Consider the following 18,573-nt stretch of genomic DNA (forward strand, 5'->3'; position numbering starts at 1 on the left):
CATGTTCGAACCAGTCATAGCGCCGAGCGGCACCCTGCTCGGGCTCCTGCAGCGCGGCCGCGGCGACGGCACGCTGCACGCGCTCGCCGCGCCCAGAGCCGAGGCCCTCGCGGCGCTCAACCACTGCGTGGCCGGCGATCCGCGCCAGGACTGGCAGGTCGAGAACCGCTCCCTGTACTACGCACGCCTGTACCTGGACCTCGACGGCCCCCTGGGCGAGATCGAGGCCCACCTCCTCGGCGTCGACGACCTCGTCGACGAGGACGACCGCCGCACGGGCCTCGCCCTGTCCGTCCTGGGCCACCTGGCCTCGTACGGCCGTGACGACGCGCTCATGCTGCTGCGCCGGTACGCCGCCACGGGCGCCAACTGGGCCTGGGCCCTCGACGAACTCGCCCTGCGCGACGACGACGAGGGACTGCGTTCCCTGGCCGCACCGGTCCTCGCCCGCTTCCCCGACACCGCCGAGGGTGAGGCGCGGCTCGCCGCCGCCGTCCGCGACGCCTACGAGCCCAGGCCCTGGTGCCTGTGGGAAGAGGACCCGGCCTACGGCGAGCGGCTGCGCGCCGCCCGCCAGCAGGGCTCCTTCGACCGCTGGCAGCGCCAGCTCACCCCGCGCGGCCCCCAACCCGGCTGGGGCGTCCAGGCCGTCTTCGACTGGGCCGCCGACGGACTGCGCCGGGGCACCCCCCTGCACGTCCCGGCCGCCCGCTGCCTGGCCGCCGTGGCCACCCCCGAGGACCGCTCCGCGATCCTCGCGGCCGCCGCCGGCGCGTCCGGAGAGGCCGCCCGCGCCACCGCGCTGCACCACCTGGTCCTCGCCGAGCCGGAGAACCCGGCCGTACTGGACCTCATCGAAGCCGCCGGCGACGAGCCGGCCGTAGCCGCCTACGAGCGCATGTGCGGCCCCGCCGCCGTCGAGCGGGCCCGGCGCTGGGTCCAGCGCCCCGACGCCCTCGGAACGGCCGCAGGGACCCTCCTGGCCGCCCGCGGCGGAGCCGAGGACGCCACCCTGGTCCTCGGGGCCCTGCGCTCCACCGTCCGCGGCTCGGGCCCGGACTCCACGCCGCTGTTCACCCTGGTCGACGGAGCCGGCCGGCTCCGCATCGGCTGCGCGGCGCCGGTACTGCGCCACATCTACCGCGAGACGGCCTCCTCCCACCTGCGGGGCCGCGCCGCCCGGGCCCTGGCGGCCACGGACCCCTCCTTCGCGGCGGGCTTCGCCGTCGAATGCCTCTGGGACTGCGAGGAGACCACCCGGGAGGTGGCCGCCCGCCACGCGGAGACGGCCGACGCCCGAGTGGCCCCGCGCCTGCGCCGCCTGGCGGCGGACCCGGCCGAGGAAGAGGACGTCCAGTCGGCGGTACGGAGCCGGATCGCCCCGGAGTCGGCCGTGTAGCCGCGCACCCCTGCGCAGCGCGGCGCGCCCCCGGTCCGAGGAACGGACCGGGGGCGCGCCGTCGGTTGGCCGACCGTCGGGCTACGGCTTGCGCGGTGAGCCCGCCGTAGGGCTCGCCGTGGCGGATCCGCCCGTCCGGGCCTCCTTCTCCCGCTCCTCCCGCGCGATCCGCTGCTTGTCCTTGAGCACCGCGGCCTCCTTCGGGCTCAGGGTCCGCTGGGGAGCCTTGGCCGGGTCGGCGTAGACGGGCACGCAGGACGGCACCTTCGGCGTCTCGACGGCGCCGAAGCCGATCGGGTGGACGTCCGAGGCGTCCGCGGGCGTGCTCACCACCAGCGTGTGGCCCGGCGGCACCGTCTCCGGGGTGATCATCATCTGTGCGGACTCGTCCCGGGCGCCGGCGAACTCGCCCCCGCCCTCCCCGGGAGTGAGTCCCTGCGGGTAGGCCACGCTCGACGGGCACCGCTCCGACGGCTTGCGCGGCACCACCGCCACCGCGATCCCCAGCTCCCGCAGCTCGCGGACCGTCCCGTCGAGACCGTCCGGGTGGAAGATGTGGACCGAGATGGTGCCGTCGTCGTTCCGGGACACGGCGTACGCGGGCGACGTACCGCCGTCGTCGCCGAGCACCGGCAGGACCACCAGAGCCGCGACCGTCGCCGCCACCGCGCCGAGGGCGATCGGGATCCGGTAGCGCCGGGCGGTCGACCGCACAGGGGCGGCGGCGGGGGGCTGATCCGCGGCGATGGCCATGAGCTCGGCCTTGAGCCGCTCCTCGAACGCGTGGGGCCTGCTGCTCATCGGACTACCTCCAGGTGCGGTTCCGCGGTGGAGAACGGGGCGGGTTCGGTGGCGCGAAGGGCGCGCCGGGCACGGTGCAGGCGGACGCGGACCGTCGTCGTGGTGACGCCCAGGGCCTGCGCCGCCTCCGCCGGCGTGAGGCCGTCGACGACGACCAGGTCGAGCGCCGCGCGCAGCGGCTCGGACAGGGCGGCGTGCCGCTCGGCGACGGCCCGGAAGGCCCGCTCCGCGTCGATGCGCTCCTCCAGCGCGGCCACGTCCTCGTCGTCGAGGAGCCGGCGGCCGCTGAGCCGGGCCAGGGCGCCGCTCTCGCGGGCCAGACCGCGGGCGTGGCCCGACAGGACGTTGCGGGCGATGCCGAACAGCCAGGCGACCGGCACGCCCCGGTCGGGCCGGTAGCCGCCCGCCGACCCCATCGCCGCGAGGAAGACGTCCGCCGTCAGGTCCGCCGCCACGTGCGGATCGGCGACCCGGCGGGTGACGAAGCCGAGGACGGCGTCGACGTGCTCCTCGTAGAACCTGCCGAACCCCTCGGGCGTGGTGAGATCCGGTGGTCCGGCCTCCCGTGATGGGTTGCGCACCCGTTTCCTCCCGTGTGTGCGAGGCCCCTGCGGCCCCGTTCACCCGTACTTGGCACCCTGAGCGCGAAGCGTTTCATCCGGCCGCGCACCGGGTTACGGACCCGGCCTCAGCGGCTCCGTACGAACCGGACGGGGACCCCCGGCCGGGCCTGGGCCGCCGCGTCGAGCGCGGGGCCCGGCGGGACGACGCCGACGACCGGATAGCCGCCGGTGACCGGGTGGTCGGCCAGGAAGACCACCGGCTGCCCGTCCGGCGGAACCTGGACCGCACCGAGCACCATCCCCTCGCTCGGCAGCTCCCCGCCCCGGGCCCGGACCAGCGGCGGCCCCTCCGTGCGCAGCCCGATCCGGTTCGAAGCGGCGGAGACCCGGTACGCCGCCCGCAGCAGCCGCGCCGTCAGCGACTGCGCCGTGAACCAGTCGGCCCGCGGCCCCAGCCGCAGCGGAAGGACCAGTTCCGCAGGCGGGCCCGGCGCCGCAGGGGCGTCCGCCCCGGCCACCGGATCCGGACCGGGCGCGCCCACCGGCAGCAGCGCCCCCGCCGACAGGACCGGCGGGCCCAGGCCCGACAGCAAGTCGGTCGAGCGACTGCCGAGCACCGGCTGCACCGCGAACCCTCCCCGCACCGCGACATAGCCGCGCAGTCCCGACTCCGCCCGGCCCACCTCCAGCTCCGACCCGGCGCGCAGCAGGACCGGGGCTCCCCAGGCCGCCGCGCGCCCGTCGACCCGTACCGCACAGGGCGCCCCGGTGACCGCCACCGTCACCGGGCCGCCCACCGCCCGCAGCCCCACACCGTCCAGGGTCGTCTCCAGGACGGCCGCCCCGGGCGGATTGCCCAGCAGCCGGTTCGCCAGCGCGTGCGCCCCCGTGTCCAGGGCCCCCGAACGGGGAACGCCGAGGTGGGCGTACCCGGGCCGGCCCCGGTCCTGGACGGTGGTCAGCGCGCCCGCCCGTACGACCTCCAGCCCCCTCACGGCGCCGCCTCCGCGGCGAACCGCACCCGCACCCCCGGCGCGAACAGCGCGGCCGGCTCGCGCGCCGGATCCCACAGCACCGCGTCGGTGGATCCGATCAGCTGCCAGCCGCCGGGGGAGGAGCGCGGGTAGACCCCCGCGTACTCGCCCGCGAGGGCCAGCGAGCCCGCCGGCACCGCGGTACGGGGCGTCGCGCGCCGGGGCAGGTGGAGGCGGGCGGGCAGTCCCGTCAGGTAGCCGAAGCCGGGGGCGAACCCGCAGAAGGCCACCCGGAAGGTGATCGCGCCGACGATGCCGGGCACCTCATCGGGGGACACCTCCCACAGGGCGGCCACCTCCGCGAGGTCCGGGCCGTCGTAGCGCACGGCGACCGTCACCGGGGGCGGCCCGTCGGACGGCGCCAGCGGGGGGACCCGCCAGCGGGCGATCCGGGCGGCGAGGACGCGCGGCTCCCGTACCCCGTCCAGCAGGACGGTCCGGGCCGCCGGCACGATCTCCCGTACGGCGCCCAGCTCGCCCGCGTCCCGGCGGCGCAGCAGCTCCGCGTGGAGCGCGGCCACCTCCCCGGCGGAGTCCACCTCCAGCAGCAGCGCCCCGGCGCCGGCCTCCAGCGCCCTCACGCGAAGGCCTCCACCCGGACCCCGGCCCCACCGAGCGCCCCGCGCACGCGCAGGGCCAGCTCCGCGGCCCCGGGGGTGTCCCCGTGCAGGCACAGGGAGCGGGCGGACACCGGGATCCGGGAGCCGTCCGCGGCCGTCACCGCGTGCCCGGCGGCCATGTCGACCGCGCGGGCCACCACCGCGTCCGGGTCGTGGACGACGGCGCCCGGCTCACCGCGCGGGACGAGCGTGCCCGCGGGGGTGTAGGCGCGGTCGGCGAAGGCCTCCGGGACGCCGGGCAGCCCGGCCCGCCCGGCGGCGGCGAGCAGCAGGGAACCGGGCAGCCCGAGCACCGGGAGCCCGGCGGGACCGGCCGCGAGGCGCACGCCGGCCACGACGGCTTCGGCCTGGCCCGCGTCGTGCACGGTGCGGTTGTAGAGCGCGCCGTGCGGTTTCACGTACGACACCCGGGAACCGGCCGCCCGCGCGAAGACCTCCAGCGCCCCGATCTGGTAGGCCACCTCGTCGGCCAGCTCACCGGCCGGCACGTCCATGGAGCGGCGGCCGAAGCCCGCCAGGTCCCGGTACGAGACCTGCGCGCCGATCCGCACCCCGCGCGCGGCCGCCAGCTCGCAGACGCGGCGCATGATGGACGGGTCGCCGGCGTGGAAGCCGCAGGCGACGTTGGCGCTCGTGACGACGGACAGCAGGGCCTCGTCGTCGGTCAGCGTCCACCGCCCGAAGCCTTCGCCGAGGTCGGCGTTGAGATCGATCACGGGGCCGGCCGCCGGGGTTTCCGGCGCGATCATGGAAGCCATGCGGTGAGCGTAGAACAGGGCGCGGGCCGCGCACTCGCCGATCGCGGGAGGATCGGGCGAACCATCCCGTTTGGGATGTTGTCAGGGTCAGCGCCTAGTCTTTGCCCGTGACTCTCCCTGCCCCGGCGAAGACCCTTCCCTCCCCGGCGCCGGGCCCGGCCGCCGACGAGGGCCTGGCCCGGCGGCTGCGCGCGCTCGCCTGCACCGCCCCGCTGCACGACCTCGACGTACGCAAGGCCAATCTGGCCGGCGAGTACGGGGTCTACGCGATGGCGGAGGTCGCGCTCGCCGCGATCGACCTGGTCACGCTCAACATGGACTTCGACACCGGCGCGGACCACGAGCAGATAGTGGCCCGCCTGCTGCCGCGCGTCGCCGCCCAGGCACCGGCGCGCCCCGCGGCCGAGCACGAGCGGGTGGCCCGCTGGGTGCTGGAGAACCTGATCAACGTCGGCAGCGTCGACCGCGGATTCCGCGCGATCTACGGCACGTTCGGCCCGGACGGGGTGTACGTCCGGCGCGACTACGACTTCAAGCTCATCGAGGAAGTCCCGGGCTACGGCGGCGCGGTGTACCTGCGCACCACGGACGAGGCCGTCAACGTCCTGGTCGGCGCCCTCGACACGGACGTCACCAGCGCGCAGATCGCCGCCGAGGTGAAACTGGAGGTCCTGATCAGCCGGGGCCGCCTCGCGGACGCCCAGCTCGCCGCCGAACAGGCCCGCTACCGCACCGTCCAGTACGCCGAGACCCTGCGCCGCACCCTCGACGCGACCCGGCGCAACGTGCGGGCCGTGGACTGGCTGGTGACCGTCCCCGACATGATCGCGGAGGCCCTGGACCACGTCGCCGACCGCTACCGCCACGAGAACGCGATCCTGACCAACATCCGCAAGGCCCGCGACGAGGCGGAGGAGCCCGACAACAAGCGGCGCGCCGCCGAGCTGGTCGACATCGTCAAGGACTGCATCCGCCGCCACACCCAGCTCCAGTCCCGACTCCTCGACGCGGGCCCGCTCTTCCGCGCCGAACAGGACCGCCAGGCCTTCGCCGCGCCCGCACCGCGCTCCGGGATCGACCTCTACGGGCAGCTCGTGGCCCCCACCCTGCCGCTCCCGGTCGCGTCGGCGATCCGCGTCACGGACGCCTTCTTCGCCTCGGGCGCGGGCCTGCGCACCCCCGTCTCGGTGCGCGTCGCGGACCTGGTGGAGATCCTCCTCACCCCGCCGGTGGAGCGCGAGCACCTGGGTCTGGAAATGCCGGAGCCGGACCTGATCGCGACCCCGGACGACAGCCGCTTCAGCGAAGAGCAGCTCGCCGCCGCGATGACACTCCTCGAACTTCCGCACGACGCCCCGCGCCGCCTGTCCGGCCTCCTCGCCGAAGCCCGCCGCTCCGACCCCGATCTCCCCTACCTGGTCGCCCTGCTGGCCGTCCACGCGGCGAGCCCGGCCGTGGGCACGGCGTACCGCCAGGGCGAGGAACGCCTCCTCTTCGCGGTCGACGACGGCACGGAACTCGAAGACCCCGAATTCGGCGGCGCGGACCTCATCGTCGGCACCGCCCTCCTGGACGCGGCAGCCATGACGGCGGACCGCACGGAGGCGGCATGACCCCACCGCCCCACCACCGCCCCACCTGCCCCGCCTCCGCCCTCGCGGGGCGGAGGGTCCGACCCACGCAGCCCGGGTCCGCCCCGGCGCCGCGGCGGGGCCGGTCCGTACCGCTCCGGCGTGCGGCCGGGACCGGCCGTGCCGGTGGTGTCACCCTCCCCGCGGGTGTGCCCGCGGGGTCCGTTGCGGGGGCGGAGCCCCAGGTGTCCGGGGCCCACCCGGGGGTGTGGGGGCTTGCCCCTGCTTTCAGGAAGGGGCGGGGTGGGGGAAATCCCTCCGCCGCCGAAGCCACCGCGCAGCAGCACGTCACCACCCGCTTGAGCCGCACCCGCATGAGCCGCACCCGCATGAGCCCCACCCGCACCGCCGAGGAGACCCACCCGTGAGCGACCACCACGCCGAGCCGCACCCCGCGTGGAGCGAGCCCGACGCGCCCGAGGCATCGGCTCCGGTCCAGGCGCACGCACACGCACACGCGCCCGCGCCCGCGCCGGCCATGGCGACGGCTCAGCCCCCGCAGGGCCCCGTCACCCCGGCGGACGCCGCAGACGCGGCCCGCCTCGTGGCGTTCGGGCTCCAGCCCAAACTGCTGCCGGCCCGCGACGCGGAGTACGCCGAACTGCTGCGCCGCTACCGCGAGGACTCCCCCTTCGCCCGGCTCGCCGACGCCGTCGCCACCGGCCTCGGCTTGGTCGTCCTGGAGGTGTCCCCCCGCGCCGGCATGGCCGTGGCCGCCGGCGAGGACTCCGTCTTCGCCGTCCGCATGGGCGACTACGCCCGCCGCACCACCGCCGACTCCGCGGACCGCTTCCTGCACGGCCTCGCCCACCTCGCCGTGGCGGCCCTGGCCTTCCCCCGCCCCGAGGACCTCGCCGACGACGGCTACATCGGCCGGATCACCGTCAACGGCGTCGACGCCTTCGTCCGGCAGACCTGCCGCCGCCTGGAGGAGCGCGCCGAGGAACTCGGCGAGAACACCGACCCGGCCTCCGACGCCCCCGGCCTGGAGGCCGCCTGGCGGGTCTACGCCCGCCGCAGCGCGACCGGCGCCACCAAGGACGCCCGCAGGCTGGCCGGTTCCACCACCGGCATCGTCGGTAAGGCCGCCGCCTTCCTCACCGACTCCGGCTTCCTCCAGCGCACCGGGGACGAGGCCGGAGGCACGTACCGCACCACCCCCCGCTACCAGCTCCAGGTCCGCGACATGGCGGGCAGCGCGGCCATGGCCGAGCTCCTCGACCTCGGCGTGGTCCCCGTCAGCGACGGCTCCGCCAGCCTGCTGCCGCCGCCCGAGGGCGACGACCTCGAACTCGCCGCCGACGCGGGCCTGCCCTTCCACGCCTGAGCCGAGCCGCCGCACCCGCCGAGCCGCCCCACCCGCCGCCCCCACCCGCCGGGCCACCCGACAGGCCCGCCACCCGTCCCCGTACGACCTACGAAAGACCACGAGAGTCCGCCGCCATGTACGAGCTGTCCCGGATCCGCCTCTACTCCATCGGGCCCGCCGGCGCGCGCTACGCCGACACCGTGCTCGACCTGCGCGGAGTCGGTGAGCCGGTGCCCCACCCGGCGCCCACCCAGGCGGAGTTCTTCGAGGACGAGCCCACCGGCCCGCCGCGCCGCCCCGCGCCCGCCGGTGTGCTCTTCCTGGAGAACGGCGGCGGCAAGTCCGTGCTGCTCAAGCTGATCTTCTCGGTGATGCTGCCCGGCCACCGCAACACCCTGGGCGGCGCCAGCTCCGGCGTCCTGCGCAAGTTCCTGCTGGCCGACGACTGCGGCCACGTGGCGCTGGAGTGGCAGCACACCCAGACCGGCGAGTGCGTGGTCGTCGGCAAGGTCAGCGAATGGCGCGGCCGCCAAGTCTCCAACGACCCGCGCAAGTTCGCCGAGGCCTGGTACTCCTTCCGGCCCGGCCCGGGCCTCAGCCTGGACAACCTCCCGGTGGCCGAGGCCACTTCGGTGCGCCCGCCCGTGGAAGGCGTCTCCGGAGCCCAGGGGCGCCGCCGCACGATGAAGGGCTTCCGCGACGCCCTGACCGAGGCGGGCAAGGCGTACCCGCACCTCGAGGTGTACTTCGAGGAGATCCACGACCGCTGGAACGAGCACCTCACCGAGGTCGGCCTCGACCCCGAACTCTTCCGCTACCAGCGCGAGATGAACGCCGACGAGGGTGAGGCCGCCGGCCTCTTCGCGGTCAAGAAGGACTCCGACTTCACCGACCTGCTGCTGCGCGCCGTCACCGACACCCGGGACACGGACGGCCTCGCCGACCTCGTCCACGGCTTCGGCAACAAGCTCGGCCGCCGCGCCGAGCTGATGGCCGAACGGGAGTTCACCGCGGGCTCCGTGGACCTCCTCACCAAGATCGTCGAGGCCGCCGCGGCCCGCTCCCGACTCCGCGACGTCCACGCCGGCGCCGAACGCCGTACGCGCACCCTCGCCCGGCGCCTGTCCGCCCGCGCGGGCGAGGAGCGCGGCCGCGCCGCCGACCTCGCGCAGCGGGTCACCGGCGCCGCCCACCAGGTCACCGCCGCCGAATCCGCGCGCGCCCGCAGCGCCGCCGTCTCGGCCGAACTCGCCTACCGGCACGCCTCGCTGGCCCTGACCGTCGCCGACAAGGCCGCCGCCGCGCAGCGCCGCGAACTCCTCGAAGCCCGCACCCTGCACTCCGCCTGGCAGGCCGCCGAGCACGTCCTGCGCCACCGCTCCGCCGCCGATCGCTCCGCCCGGGTCGCCGCCGCGATCCTGGAGGCCGAGCGGGACGCCGCCCCGGCGCTCGCCGCCCGGGCCACCGCCGCCACCGAGCTCGTACGGGCCCTGCACGCCGCCGCCGAGCAGGGTGAGCGGGCCGCCAACGAGGAGGAGGAGCGTTCCGCCGTCCTCCAGGAGACCGGCGAGGCCTCCCACCGCGCCGCCACCGCCGCCGCCACGGCCGCCCAGCGGGCCCGCAGCGAGGCCGAGCACCTGCGCGCCCGCCTCGCCGAGGTCCAGCAGGAGACCGCCGAGGCCGTCCGGGCCGGCTGGCTCGACGACTCCGCCCCCGACGCCGACCCGGCGCGCGCCGCCCTGGCCGCAGCCGACGCGGAGAAGACGGCCGTGGCCGCCTGGGACGAGTCCCGCGAGGCCTCCCGCACGGCCGCCGAGGCCGCCCGCGAGGCCGCCGCGGCGGAATCCCGCGCGGAACTCACCGCCGCCCGCGCGGCGGACGCAGCCGACGCGGCCGAGGCGGCCCACGACGCCGAGCACCGGGCCGCCGCGTCCCTCGCCTCCGCACCGCGCCTGGCGGCCCTCCTGGGCCTCCCGGACGCCCCGGGAGCGACCGGCACGGGCGGTGCGCCCCAGGGCTCCACAGGGTCCCCCGCCCCGACCGGCGTCGAGGTCGCCGGGCTCACGGTCGCCGACTTCGACCGGGGCGCCGACGAACTGCGCGAACTGCTGACCCGCGCAGTGGCGACCGCCGAACGCCAGCTCTTCGACCTGCGCACCGCCGCCGCCGACGACTCCCGCATCCTCGGCGCCCTCGGCGACGGCGGCCTGCTGCCGCCCGGCCCCGATGTTCTCGCCACCGTCGAGTTCCTCGGCGAGCACGGCATCCCGGCCCTCCCCGGCTGGCGCTACCTCGCCCAGTCCGTGGACCCGGCCGACCACGCCGCCGTCCTCGCCGCCCGCCCCGAACTCGTCGACGGCGTGGTCATCACCGACCCCGACACCCACTCCCGGGCCCGCGAGGTCCTCTCCGGCGCGGCCCTGCTGCCCCGCTCCACCGTCGCCGTCGGCACCGCCGCCGCCCTGCTGGCGCCGGTTCCCCCGGCCGACGAAGCCACCGGATCCGCCATCCACGGCATTTTCATCGTCACGCCGAACCCGGCCATGCACGACGAGCACGCCGCCGACGAGGAACGCCAGGCGCTGCGCGCCCGTGCCACCGCCCGCGACACCGAGATCCGCGAGCTCGCCGCCCGCCTGTCCGGCGACCGCGAGCTCGCCGCCCGGCTGCTGTCCTGGCGCAACGGCTGCCCGCCCGGCCGCCTCACCGAGCTCGCGGAGCAGGCAGCCGCCTCCCGCGGCTTCGCCGAGGAGACCGACGCCGAACTCGCGGAGGCCCGCACCGTACGCGCCGAGGCCGACGAGGCCGCCGCCGACGCCGCCCGCGTCCGCGACGAGCGCCAGGACACCGCCCAGCGCGCCCGCCGCGTCGCGGACGCCCTCGCCGGTCTCGCGTACCGGCTGCGCGAGCGCTCGGGCTGGCAGACCAAGCTGCGCGAACTCGCCGACGACGCCGCCGAGTCCGAGGCCCGCGCCGAGGTCTGCCTCGACCGGGCCCGGGCCGCCGACGAGGACCGCCGCGCCGCCCAGCGCGCCGCCGACGACGCCCGCCGCACCGCCCGCGCCCTGCGCGCCGAGCGTGCCGAGGTCGCGGGTGCCCCCGATCCGCTGCCCGAGGCCCCCGCGGGCAACGGGGCCAAGGCGCCTCTCCCGGCGCTGCGCGAGGCCTACCGCGCCGCCTCCCAGCTCTACGAGAAGGTCGGTGTCGGCGCCGACCTGCGCTCCGAACAGGCCCGCGCCGAGAGCGACGAGAGCGTGGCCCTCGCGGAGCTCGACCGCCTCACCAACAAGGTCCGTACCCGCGCCGCCCAGCTCCTCGAAGGCACCGACGGCGCCGACGGCCCCTCCCGGCAGGCCGCGGCCGCCCGCGCCGAAGCCCTCGTACAGATGCTGGAGACCCGCGCCTCCACCGCGAGCGAGCAGCTCGGCCGGCTGCGCGGCGAGGCCGAACGGCACGCCCCCGCCGAGGGCGAGGCACACACCGAGCTGCCCGAGGAGCTGATCCCCGACAACGTCGAGGACGCCCAGGCCATGCTCCGCACCGCCACCGCCCAACTCGCCGCCCACACCACCGCCGTGGAGTCCGCCCGCGCGGCCCACGCCGACCTGCTGCGCTCCCACCGCACCGCCGAGGAGGGCGCGGGCGGCTTCGACGAGACCGCGGCCATGCTCCGGGACCTCCTGCGCGACCACACCCACCAGGAGGACGAGCAGGAGCCGGTGGCCCACCCCGGCAGCCTGGAGGAGGCCCGCCAGTCGGCCACCGAGGCCCGCCGCGCGCTACGGGCCTGCGCCGCCGACCTGTCCGCCGCCGAGGCGGCCGTCCGCGAGGCGAGCGACATCCTGGTCCGGCACGCCAACGCCAACCGCTACGAGCAGGTACGCACCCCCGCGCGCCAGCAGATCCGCGAACTGCCCGCCTCCGCCCTGCCCGAGCACGCCGCGGCCTGGGCGGTGGCCTTCGCCCCCCGGCTGCGCGTCCTCACCGACGAGCTGGCGCAGCTGGAGCGCAACCGGGACAGCATCGTGGACCGGCTGCGCGGCCTCGTGGAGTCGGCCCTGGCCACCCTGCGCTCCGCCCAGCGGCTCTCCCAGCTCCCCGAGGGGCTGGGGGAGTGGTCGGGCCAGGAGTTCCTGCGCATCCGCTTCGAGGAGCCCGACCAGGCCACCCTCACCGAGCGGCTCGGCGAGGTCATCGACGAGGCGACCCGCGCCGCGGTGAAGAAGAACAGCACCGCCTCCTTCGGCGAGGGCCGCCGCGACGGCATGTCGCTGCTCCTGCACGGGGTCCAGGCGGCCCTGGAGCCCAAGGGCATCGCGGTGGAGATCCTCAAGCCCGACGCGGTGCTGCGCGCCGAGCGGGTCCCGGTCGGCCAGATGGGCGACGTCTTCTCCGGCGGCCAGCTGCTCACCGCCGCGATCGCCCTGTACTGCACGATGGCGGCGCTGCGCAGCAACGACCGGGGCCGCGACAAGCACCGGCACGCGGGCACGCTCTTCCTCGACAACCCGATCGGGCGCGCGAACGCCACCTACCTGCTGGAACTCCAGCGGGCCGTCTCCGACGCGCTCGGCGTCCAGCTGCTCTACACCACGGGCCTGTTCGACACCACGGCCCTCGCCGAGTTCCCGCTGGTCATCAGGCTGCGCAACGACGCCGACCTGCGCGCGGGGCTCAAGTACATCAGCGTCGAGGAGCACCTGCGCCCGGGCCTGCCCCAGCAGTTCGCGGAGGGGGAGACCATCCACGGCGAGATCACGGCGACCCGCATGTACCGCCGCAGCTGAGCCCGTGGGGCGGGGCGGCACGGGGCGGGGCGGCACGGCACGGGGCGGGCGGCCCGTGCGGGCGCCTCAGCCCCGCCCCGTGCCCGTCGGCGGCGGCCAGATGCCGGTCGCCTCGCCGCGCACGGGTATGCGGGGCGGCAGGGGAGGCGCCGAGCGGGCCTCCCGGCGCGCCTTGCGACGCTCGCGCCGCCGCCCCCGCGCCGTACTGCTGGGCTCCGAGAGGACCCCGTAGCGCTGGTTCCACGTCTGCCGGGTGATCAGCACGTCGAGCACGCCCCACGTGGCCACGATGACCCCCGCTATCGCGCACAGCGACAGCGGAAGCGCCAGCCAGGAGGCGGTGACCGTCAGGAAGAAGGCGATCGTCGCGTCCGTCAGCGTCACGGCGACTATCAGCACCGCCCGCACGGCGGATCTGCGCACCGGGTCCGGCATGCGCCTGCGCCCCGCCGGCTGATCCACCCACAGGGCCCGCCCCTGCTGCGCCCCGGATCCCGCGTCTCCGACGTCGTCGCCGTGGTCCTCGTACCTCTTCGCCATGGTCGGTGCCTCCCCTCCACGCGGCCTCTCATGCCCGCCCCGAACAGGTAGACGCGCGAAGGGGCCGATAGATTCCCGGATCCCGGACGCGTCGGGAGCCCCGAAGTATCGCGGAACGAAGAATTCCAGCCATCCATTCCGCCACGGGGACCGAGGCCCCACCAAGTGTCATCTGCCACATATCGGGCCGCACTTCACGGGAACTATCGGACAACTCGTGATCTTCGTCCGGGGCTCAGGCCGAAAACGTCCGGACAGGCCTTCGAAGGTTCGCCGTGGCAGTAGTAGGCTCACGCCGTTTAAATGACGGAACACCAACCCCCGGTAACGGGGTTGAGCTGGGGAGGCTGGGGAGGCCATGCGCTTTCGCGGGAAGTCCATCCGCCGGAAGATCGTGGCGTTGCTCCTTGTGCCGCTCGTCTCCCTGACGGCCCTCTGGGGCTTCGCAACGGTGATCACCGGCCGGCAGGCCGTCCAACTCCTCGATGTCGCCTACGTCATCGACAAGGTCGGCTACCCCGTGGAGGACGTCGTCCGCGTCATCCAGAAGGAGCGCCGCCAGACCCTCGTGGTCATCGGCGACCCGCGCGCCGCCGTCGCCAACACCGAGCTGCTCATCAGTCGCGCGGCCACCGACGAGGCGGTCGAGAAGATCTCCGCCGACGCCAAGGACCCCGAGGTCGCCGACGAACTCGACCCGGCCTCCGCCCGGCACCTGAGCTCCGTCCTCGAAGCGTTCCGCAGCATCGGAGCGCTGCGCAGCGCGGTGGACGGGGGCTCCCTCGACACCAACCAGGCGCTGGAGCTCTACAACCGGCTCGTGGACCCCTGCTACGACTTCCTCATGAACCTCCACGCGCTCGAAGACGTGGAAATGGACAAGCAGGGCCGGGCCCTCGTCGGCATCACCCGCGCCCGCGAGACGCTCTCGCGCGAGGACGCCCTCGTCGCCGGGGCCCTGGCCGCCCGCAACGTCAGCCAGGCGGACATCCGCCACGTCTCCGACTTCGTCGCCAACCGCAAGCTGCTCTACGAGTTCAACCTCGCGATCCTCCCGGCCGCCGACCGGGAGCAGTTCGAGCAGTACTGGAACAACCCGGAGAGCCGCGCCCTGCGCGAGGCAGAGGAGCGATTCCTCGTCCAGGGCCCGACCCACAGCCCGCGCAACGTCCCTGCCGCCCACTGGGACACGGCCGCCGGAAAGGTGCTCGAAGACCTCGCCGTCATGGGCACCGCCGCGGGCGACCGCTACCAAAAGCGCGTCGAGCCCGTCGCCATGGACGTCTTGGTCCAGGCCGCCCTCGCCGGGGTGCTCGGATTCATCGCCCTGATCGTCTCGCTCGTCCTGTCCGTGCGCATCGGCCGCGAGCTGATCCGCGACCTGTCCCGGCTCCGCAAGGAGGCCCACGAGGTCTCCGGCATCCGCCTCCCCGGTGTCATGCGCCGCCTCGCCGCGGGCGAGAACGTGGACGTGGAGACCGAGGCCCCGCGCCTGGAGTACGAGAAGGACGAGGTCGGCCAGGTCGGCCAGGCCCTCAACACCCTCCAGCGCGCGGCCATCGAGGCCGCCGTCAAGCAGGCCGAACTGCGCCGCGGGGTGTCCGAGGTCTTCGTCAACCTGGCCCGCCGCAACCAGGTGCTCCTGCACCGCCAGCTCACCCTGCTCGACACCATGGAGCGGCGCACCGAGGACACCGAGGAGCTCGCCGACCTCTTCCGCCTCGACCACATGACCACCCGCATGCGCCGCCACGCCGAGGGCCTGGTGATCCTCTCCGGAGCCGCGCCCTCCCGCCAGTGGCGCAAGCCCGTGCAGCTGATGGACGTCGTACGGGCCGCCGTCGCCGAGGTGGAGGACTACGAGCGCATCGAGGTGCGCCGGCTGCCGCGCCTGGGCATCGGCGGCCCGGCCGTGGCCGACGTCACCCACCTCATCGCCGAACTCCTGGAGAACGCCACCGTCTTCTCCCCGCCGCACACCGCGGTCCAGGTCCTCGGCGAGCGCGTGGCCAACGGCTTCACCCTGGAGATCCACGACCGCGGCCTCGGCATGACACCCGAAGCGCTCTTCGACGCGAATCTCCGGCTCAGCGAGACCTCCGAGTTCGAACTCTCCGACACCGACCGGCTCGGCCTGTTCGTCGTCAGCCGCCTCGCGCACCGCCACGAGGTCAAGGTCCGCCTCCAGATCAGCCCCTACGGAGGCACCACCGCGGTGGTCTTCCTCCCGGTGGCCCTGCTGACGGAGGCTCCCGAGACCAACGGCGCCGGCATCCGGCTGGCCGGCGGCAAGGCACTCGGCGGTCCGGTCGGCGCCACCCGGCAGAGGGCCGTCGCCGAGAGCGGAACCTCCGGCCGACGGCTCCCGGCCGGCGCCGAACTGCGCGGCCCCGTCGAGCTGGAGGCCCCGATCGGCATGCTGGGGCTGGACGAGCCCGCCCCGGCCCCGGAGGACGTCCCCACCGGCATCACGGGCTCCGCCGCGACCGCCGGGCTCACCGGGGTCTCCGGAGCCAAGGGCAGGCCCGCCATGGCCACCCTCGACGACGAGACCCCGCCGAACGGCATCTCGCGCAACTCCCTGCTCGGCCTGCGCCCGGCCGGCCGCCCGCACACGGACCGGCACACCGACCGAGGCGGTCCCCGCAAGGCCGACCGCATCGCGGACCGCATGGGCGAGCGGGCCCCGGACGGCTCCGGCGACCGCACCGGTCTCTGGAAGGGCGACCGGTCCACCGACGCCACCGCCGAGCGGGGCGGCGCCCGGCTCACCGACCGCGACGCGGGCCGGGACGGCCTGCGCGACCGCGACCGGAACCACGACCGGGACCGCGACCGCACCCGTGACCGCCGCGACCACCGCGAGCGGGAGCCCCTGCCGCCCACCGGCCCGGTCCGCCTGGAGCCGGCGCGCGCGGAATCCGCCCGCCCCGACGGCGCCCGCTCGCCCGGCGCCGTGCCGCTCCCGCGCCGGCGCCCCACCCCGACCCTGGTGGCCGAGCACGGCCGCCGCGTGGACCCCCGTCCCGTCTCGGCCGTTCCGGACCCGGCCCAGGAGGGGCCACTCCCCAGCGGCCCGGCGCACCCCGCGCCGGCGCCCTCCGGGGCGACCCTGCCCCGCCGGATCCGCCAGGCCAGCCTCGCGCCCCAGCTCAAGGACGCCCCGGCCCCGGCCCCCGCCGAAGCCGCCGCGGACCCGGGGGCCGACCGCGACGCCGAGGACGTACGCCGGCGCATGTCCTCGCTCCAGCGCGGCTGGACCGCGGGCCGCGACCACCACGCGCGGCAGCAGGCGGAGCACGCGACTCAGGCCGAGCAGACGGCTCAGGCCGAGCCGACGACCCAGGCGCCGCAGCAGACCACGCCCGCCCTGCAGGCCGACCAGCCGCGGCAAGCGCGGCGACCCGCACCACACCAGTCCGTGACCGAGGCCGGCACCCCTGCCGCCACCGGTCCCGGTAGCGAGAACGAAGGGGACGGTCGATGACCGCACCGCAGTCCGGCAACGACACCAGGGGCCGCGGCTCCGGCCCGCTCAACTGGCTCCTCGACGAGCTCGTCGACCGGGTCGCCAGCATCCGCAAGGCCGTGGTCCTCTCCGGCGACGGCCTGCCCACCGGAAGCTCCAAGGACCTCACCCGGGAAGACAGCGAGCACCTGGCCGCCGTGGCCTCCGGGTTCCACAGCCTCGCCAAGGGCGTGGGCCGTCACTTCGACTCCGGCAGGGTCCGCCAGACCGTGGTCGAGCTGGACGAGGCGTTCCTCTTCGTCATGGCGGCCGGCGACGGAAGCTGCCTGGCGGTCCTGGCCGACGCCGACTCCGACGTCGGCCAGGTCGCGTACGAGATGACGCTCATGGTCAAGCGGGTCGGTGACCACCTGGCGACCGCCCCGCGCACCGGGCTGCCAGCCGGAGGGTGAGTCGGACGGCATGAGCGATCCAGGCCAGGACCACCCCGCCCACATCCCCGGCACTGCCGCCGCTTCCGCTGCCGACGCCGCTCGCGACCAGTGGTTCGACGACGACGCGGGTCCGGTGGTGCGTCCGTACGCGATGACCCGCGGCCGGACCAGCCACGCCGGACAGCACCGCCTCGACCTGATCGCGCTGGTGGTCGCGGAATCCGCGGCGGCCGACCCGGTCTGGGACACGACCCTGTCCCCGGAACACGCCGACATCCTCGGGCTCTGCCTGCTCCGCCCGCAGTCCGTCGCGGAACTCGCGGCCGAACTCGACCTCGCGGTCGGGGTCGTACGCGTTCTGATCGGCGACCTCGTCGACGACGAACTGGTACACGTGACCCGGCCGGTCCCCCCGGCCGAACTGCCCGACGAATCCATTCTGCGTGAGGTGATCGATGGCCTTCGGGCGCTCTAGCCGCACCGGCGCCATGCATGCCGTGACGCCGGTCGAGCCGCTGACCCTGAAAATCCTGGTCGCGGGCGGCTTCGGGGTGGGCAAGACCACCCTGGTCAGTGCGGTGAGCGAGATCAGACCGCTCCGGACGGAGGAACGTCTCTCCGAGCCGGGCCGCGCCATCGACGACACCGGGGGAGTGGAGGGCAAGAGCACCACCACGGTGGCCATGGACTTCGGGCGCATCACCCTGCGCGAGGACCTGGTGCTCTACCTGTTCGGCACCCCCGGGCAGAACCGCTTCTGGTTCCTGTGGGACGAGCTGGCCCAGGGCTCGCTCGGCGCCGTCGTCCTCGCGGACACCCGGCGGCTCTCCGACTGCTTCGCGGCCATCGACTACTTCGAGCGCCGCGAGATCCCCTTCGTGGTCGCCGTGAACTGCTTCGAAGGAGCGGAGCAGTACCCCGTGGTGACCGTACGGGAAGCCCTGGACCTCACTCCGGAGGTACCGGTGCTGCTGTGCGACGCACGGGACCGGGAGTCGGTGAAGGACGTGCTGGTGGGGGTCGTGGAACACGCGATGACCCTGGCCAGGGCCCGCCGCCGGAGCCTGACGGCGGGGGACCGGGGCCCGGCCTGATCCGAAGGCCACGCCCCCGCCATGGGCCGCGACATGGAGGCGGCCCGTACCCCCGCCGACTGGGGTACGGGCCGCAGCTCTCATGGGGGGTTCCGGGATCCCGGTCGCGGCGCGGGACCGTGGAGAGAGTGTGA

At 75.6% G+C, this 18,573-nt stretch carries 14 protein-coding genes; 8 read left to right on the forward strand and 6 right to left on the reverse strand.

Going from position 1 to position 18,573, the window contains the following annotated elements; genetic code table 11:
• Position 1: 1 nt before the first annotated feature.
• Positions 2-1,399: a HEAT repeat domain-containing protein gene (locus OHA37_RS32670; protein WP_266910607.1), complete on the forward strand. Its 1,398-nt coding sequence runs from the start codon at positions 2-4 to the stop codon at positions 1,397-1,399.
• An 81-nt stretch (positions 1,400-1,480) separates the two neighbouring features.
• Here OHA37_RS32670 and OHA37_RS32675 read toward each other — a convergent pair whose 3' ends face one another.
• The 5 genes from OHA37_RS32675 to OHA37_RS32695 all read right to left on the reverse strand — a co-directional run bounded on the left by OHA37_RS32675 (position 1,481) and on the right by OHA37_RS32695 (position 5,175).
• The gene (locus tag OHA37_RS32675; protein WP_266910609.1) at positions 1,481-2,200 is read right to left on the reverse strand and encodes a hypothetical protein; all 720 of its coding nucleotides are present in this window, start codon (positions 2,198-2,200) and stop codon (positions 1,481-1,483) included.
• Positions 2,197-2,781, reverse strand: coding sequence for an RNA polymerase sigma factor (locus OHA37_RS32680; RefSeq protein ID WP_266910611.1), 585 nt, complete (start codon positions 2,779-2,781; stop codon positions 2,197-2,199). The genes OHA37_RS32675 and OHA37_RS32680 overlap by 4 nt, the downstream gene beginning before the upstream one ends.
• Positions 2,782-2,888: 107 nt before the next feature.
• Complete coding sequence (locus tag OHA37_RS32685) at positions 2,889-3,758, reverse strand: biotin-dependent carboxyltransferase family protein (protein WP_266910613.1); 870 nt, start codon at positions 3,756-3,758, stop codon at positions 2,889-2,891.
• On the reverse strand, positions 3,755-4,378 hold the full coding sequence (locus tag OHA37_RS32690; protein ID WP_266910615.1) for a 5-oxoprolinase subunit B family protein: 624 nt from the start codon (positions 4,376-4,378) through the stop codon (positions 3,755-3,757). The genes OHA37_RS32685 and OHA37_RS32690 overlap by 4 nt, the downstream gene beginning before the upstream one ends.
• On the reverse strand, positions 4,375-5,175 hold the full coding sequence (locus OHA37_RS32695; RefSeq protein WP_266910617.1) for a LamB/YcsF family protein: 801 nt from the start codon (positions 5,173-5,175) through the stop codon (positions 4,375-4,377). Before OHA37_RS32695 ends, OHA37_RS32690 begins: the two co-directional genes overlap by 4 nt.
• 107 nt (positions 5,176-5,282) lie before the next feature.
• On the opposite strand from OHA37_RS32695, the gene OHA37_RS32700 reads away from it, so the two are divergent.
• The 3 genes from OHA37_RS32700 (at position 5,283) to OHA37_RS32710 (ending at position 12,902) form a co-directional block, all read left to right on the forward strand.
• Positions 5,283-6,788: a hypothetical protein gene (locus tag OHA37_RS32700; RefSeq protein ID WP_266910619.1), complete on the forward strand. Its 1,506-nt coding sequence runs from the start codon at positions 5,283-5,285 to the stop codon at positions 6,786-6,788.
• 382 nt (positions 6,789-7,170) lie between these two features.
• On the forward strand, positions 7,171-8,133 hold the full coding sequence (locus tag OHA37_RS32705) for a hypothetical protein (RefSeq protein ID WP_266910621.1): 963 nt from the start codon (positions 7,171-7,173) through the stop codon (positions 8,131-8,133).
• 116 nt (positions 8,134-8,249) lie between these two features.
• Positions 8,250-12,902 (forward strand): hypothetical protein, encoded by a 4,653-nt coding sequence (locus tag OHA37_RS32710; RefSeq protein ID WP_266910623.1) that lies wholly within the window; start codon positions 8,250-8,252, stop codon positions 12,900-12,902.
• A gap of 66 nt (positions 12,903-12,968) precedes the next feature.
• On the opposite strand, the gene OHA37_RS32715 is transcribed toward OHA37_RS32710, so the two are convergent.
• Positions 12,969-13,442: a hypothetical protein gene (locus tag OHA37_RS32715; RefSeq protein ID WP_266910625.1), complete on the reverse strand. Its 474-nt coding sequence runs from the start codon at positions 13,440-13,442 to the stop codon at positions 12,969-12,971.
• 358 nt (positions 13,443-13,800) lie between these two features.
• On the opposite strand from OHA37_RS32715, the gene OHA37_RS32720 reads away from it, so the two are divergent.
• From OHA37_RS32720 to OHA37_RS32735, 4 genes are read left to right on the forward strand one after another with little or no spacing between them, the layout of a single operon-like run.
• Positions 13,801-16,929, forward strand: coding sequence for a sensor histidine kinase (locus tag OHA37_RS32720; RefSeq protein WP_266910627.1), 3,129 nt, complete (start codon positions 13,801-13,803; stop codon positions 16,927-16,929).
• Positions 16,926-17,363, forward strand: a complete 438-nt coding sequence (locus OHA37_RS32725; protein ID WP_243341589.1) for a roadblock/LC7 domain-containing protein — start codon at positions 16,926-16,928, stop codon at positions 17,361-17,363. Before OHA37_RS32720 ends, OHA37_RS32725 begins: the two co-directional genes overlap by 4 nt.
• 10 nt (positions 17,364-17,373) lie before the next feature.
• Entirely contained in the window at positions 17,374-17,820 is a 447-nt protein-coding gene (locus OHA37_RS32730; RefSeq protein WP_266910629.1) for a DUF742 domain-containing protein, read from the forward strand.
• Complete coding sequence (locus OHA37_RS32735; RefSeq protein ID WP_266910631.1) at positions 17,801-18,439, forward strand: GTP-binding protein; 639 nt, start codon at positions 17,801-17,803, stop codon at positions 18,437-18,439. The genes OHA37_RS32730 and OHA37_RS32735 overlap by 20 nt, the downstream gene beginning before the upstream one ends.
• Positions 18,440-18,573: the final 134 nt, after the last annotated feature.

The organism is Streptomyces sp. NBC_00335 (assembly GCF_036127095.1).
GTDB lineage: Bacteria > Actinomycetota > Actinomycetes > Streptomycetales > Streptomycetaceae > Streptomyces.

What these genes read in the sequence shown, in the direction of transcription:
- OHA37_RS32670 (WP_266910607.1), top strand. Translation starts at nt 2, where the DNA reads ATGTTCGAACCAGTCATAGCGCCGAGCGGCACCCTGCTCGGGCTCCTG.
- OHA37_RS32675 (WP_266910609.1), bottom strand. Translation starts at nt 2,200, where the DNA reads ATGAGCAGCAGGCCCCACGCGTTCGAGGAGCGGCTCAAGGCCGAGCTC.
- OHA37_RS32695 (WP_266910617.1), bottom strand. Translation starts at nt 5,175, where the DNA reads ATGGCTTCCATGATCGCGCCGGAAACCCCGGCGGCCGGCCCCGTGATC.
- OHA37_RS32710 (WP_266910623.1), top strand. Translation starts at nt 8,250, where the DNA reads ATGTACGAGCTGTCCCGGATCCGCCTCTACTCCATCGGGCCCGCCGGC.
- OHA37_RS32715 (WP_266910625.1), bottom strand. Translation starts at nt 13,442, where the DNA reads ATGGCGAAGAGGTACGAGGACCACGGCGACGACGTCGGAGACGCGGGA.
- OHA37_RS32720 (WP_266910627.1), top strand. Translation starts at nt 13,801, where the DNA reads ATGCGCTTTCGCGGGAAGTCCATCCGCCGGAAGATCGTGGCGTTGCTC.
- OHA37_RS32725 (WP_243341589.1), top strand. Translation starts at nt 16,926, where the DNA reads ATGACCGCACCGCAGTCCGGCAACGACACCAGGGGCCGCGGCTCCGGC.
- OHA37_RS32730 (WP_266910629.1), top strand. Translation starts at nt 17,374, where the DNA reads ATGAGCGATCCAGGCCAGGACCACCCCGCCCACATCCCCGGCACTGCC.
- OHA37_RS32735 (WP_266910631.1), top strand. Translation starts at nt 17,801, where the DNA reads ATGGCCTTCGGGCGCTCTAGCCGCACCGGCGCCATGCATGCCGTGACG.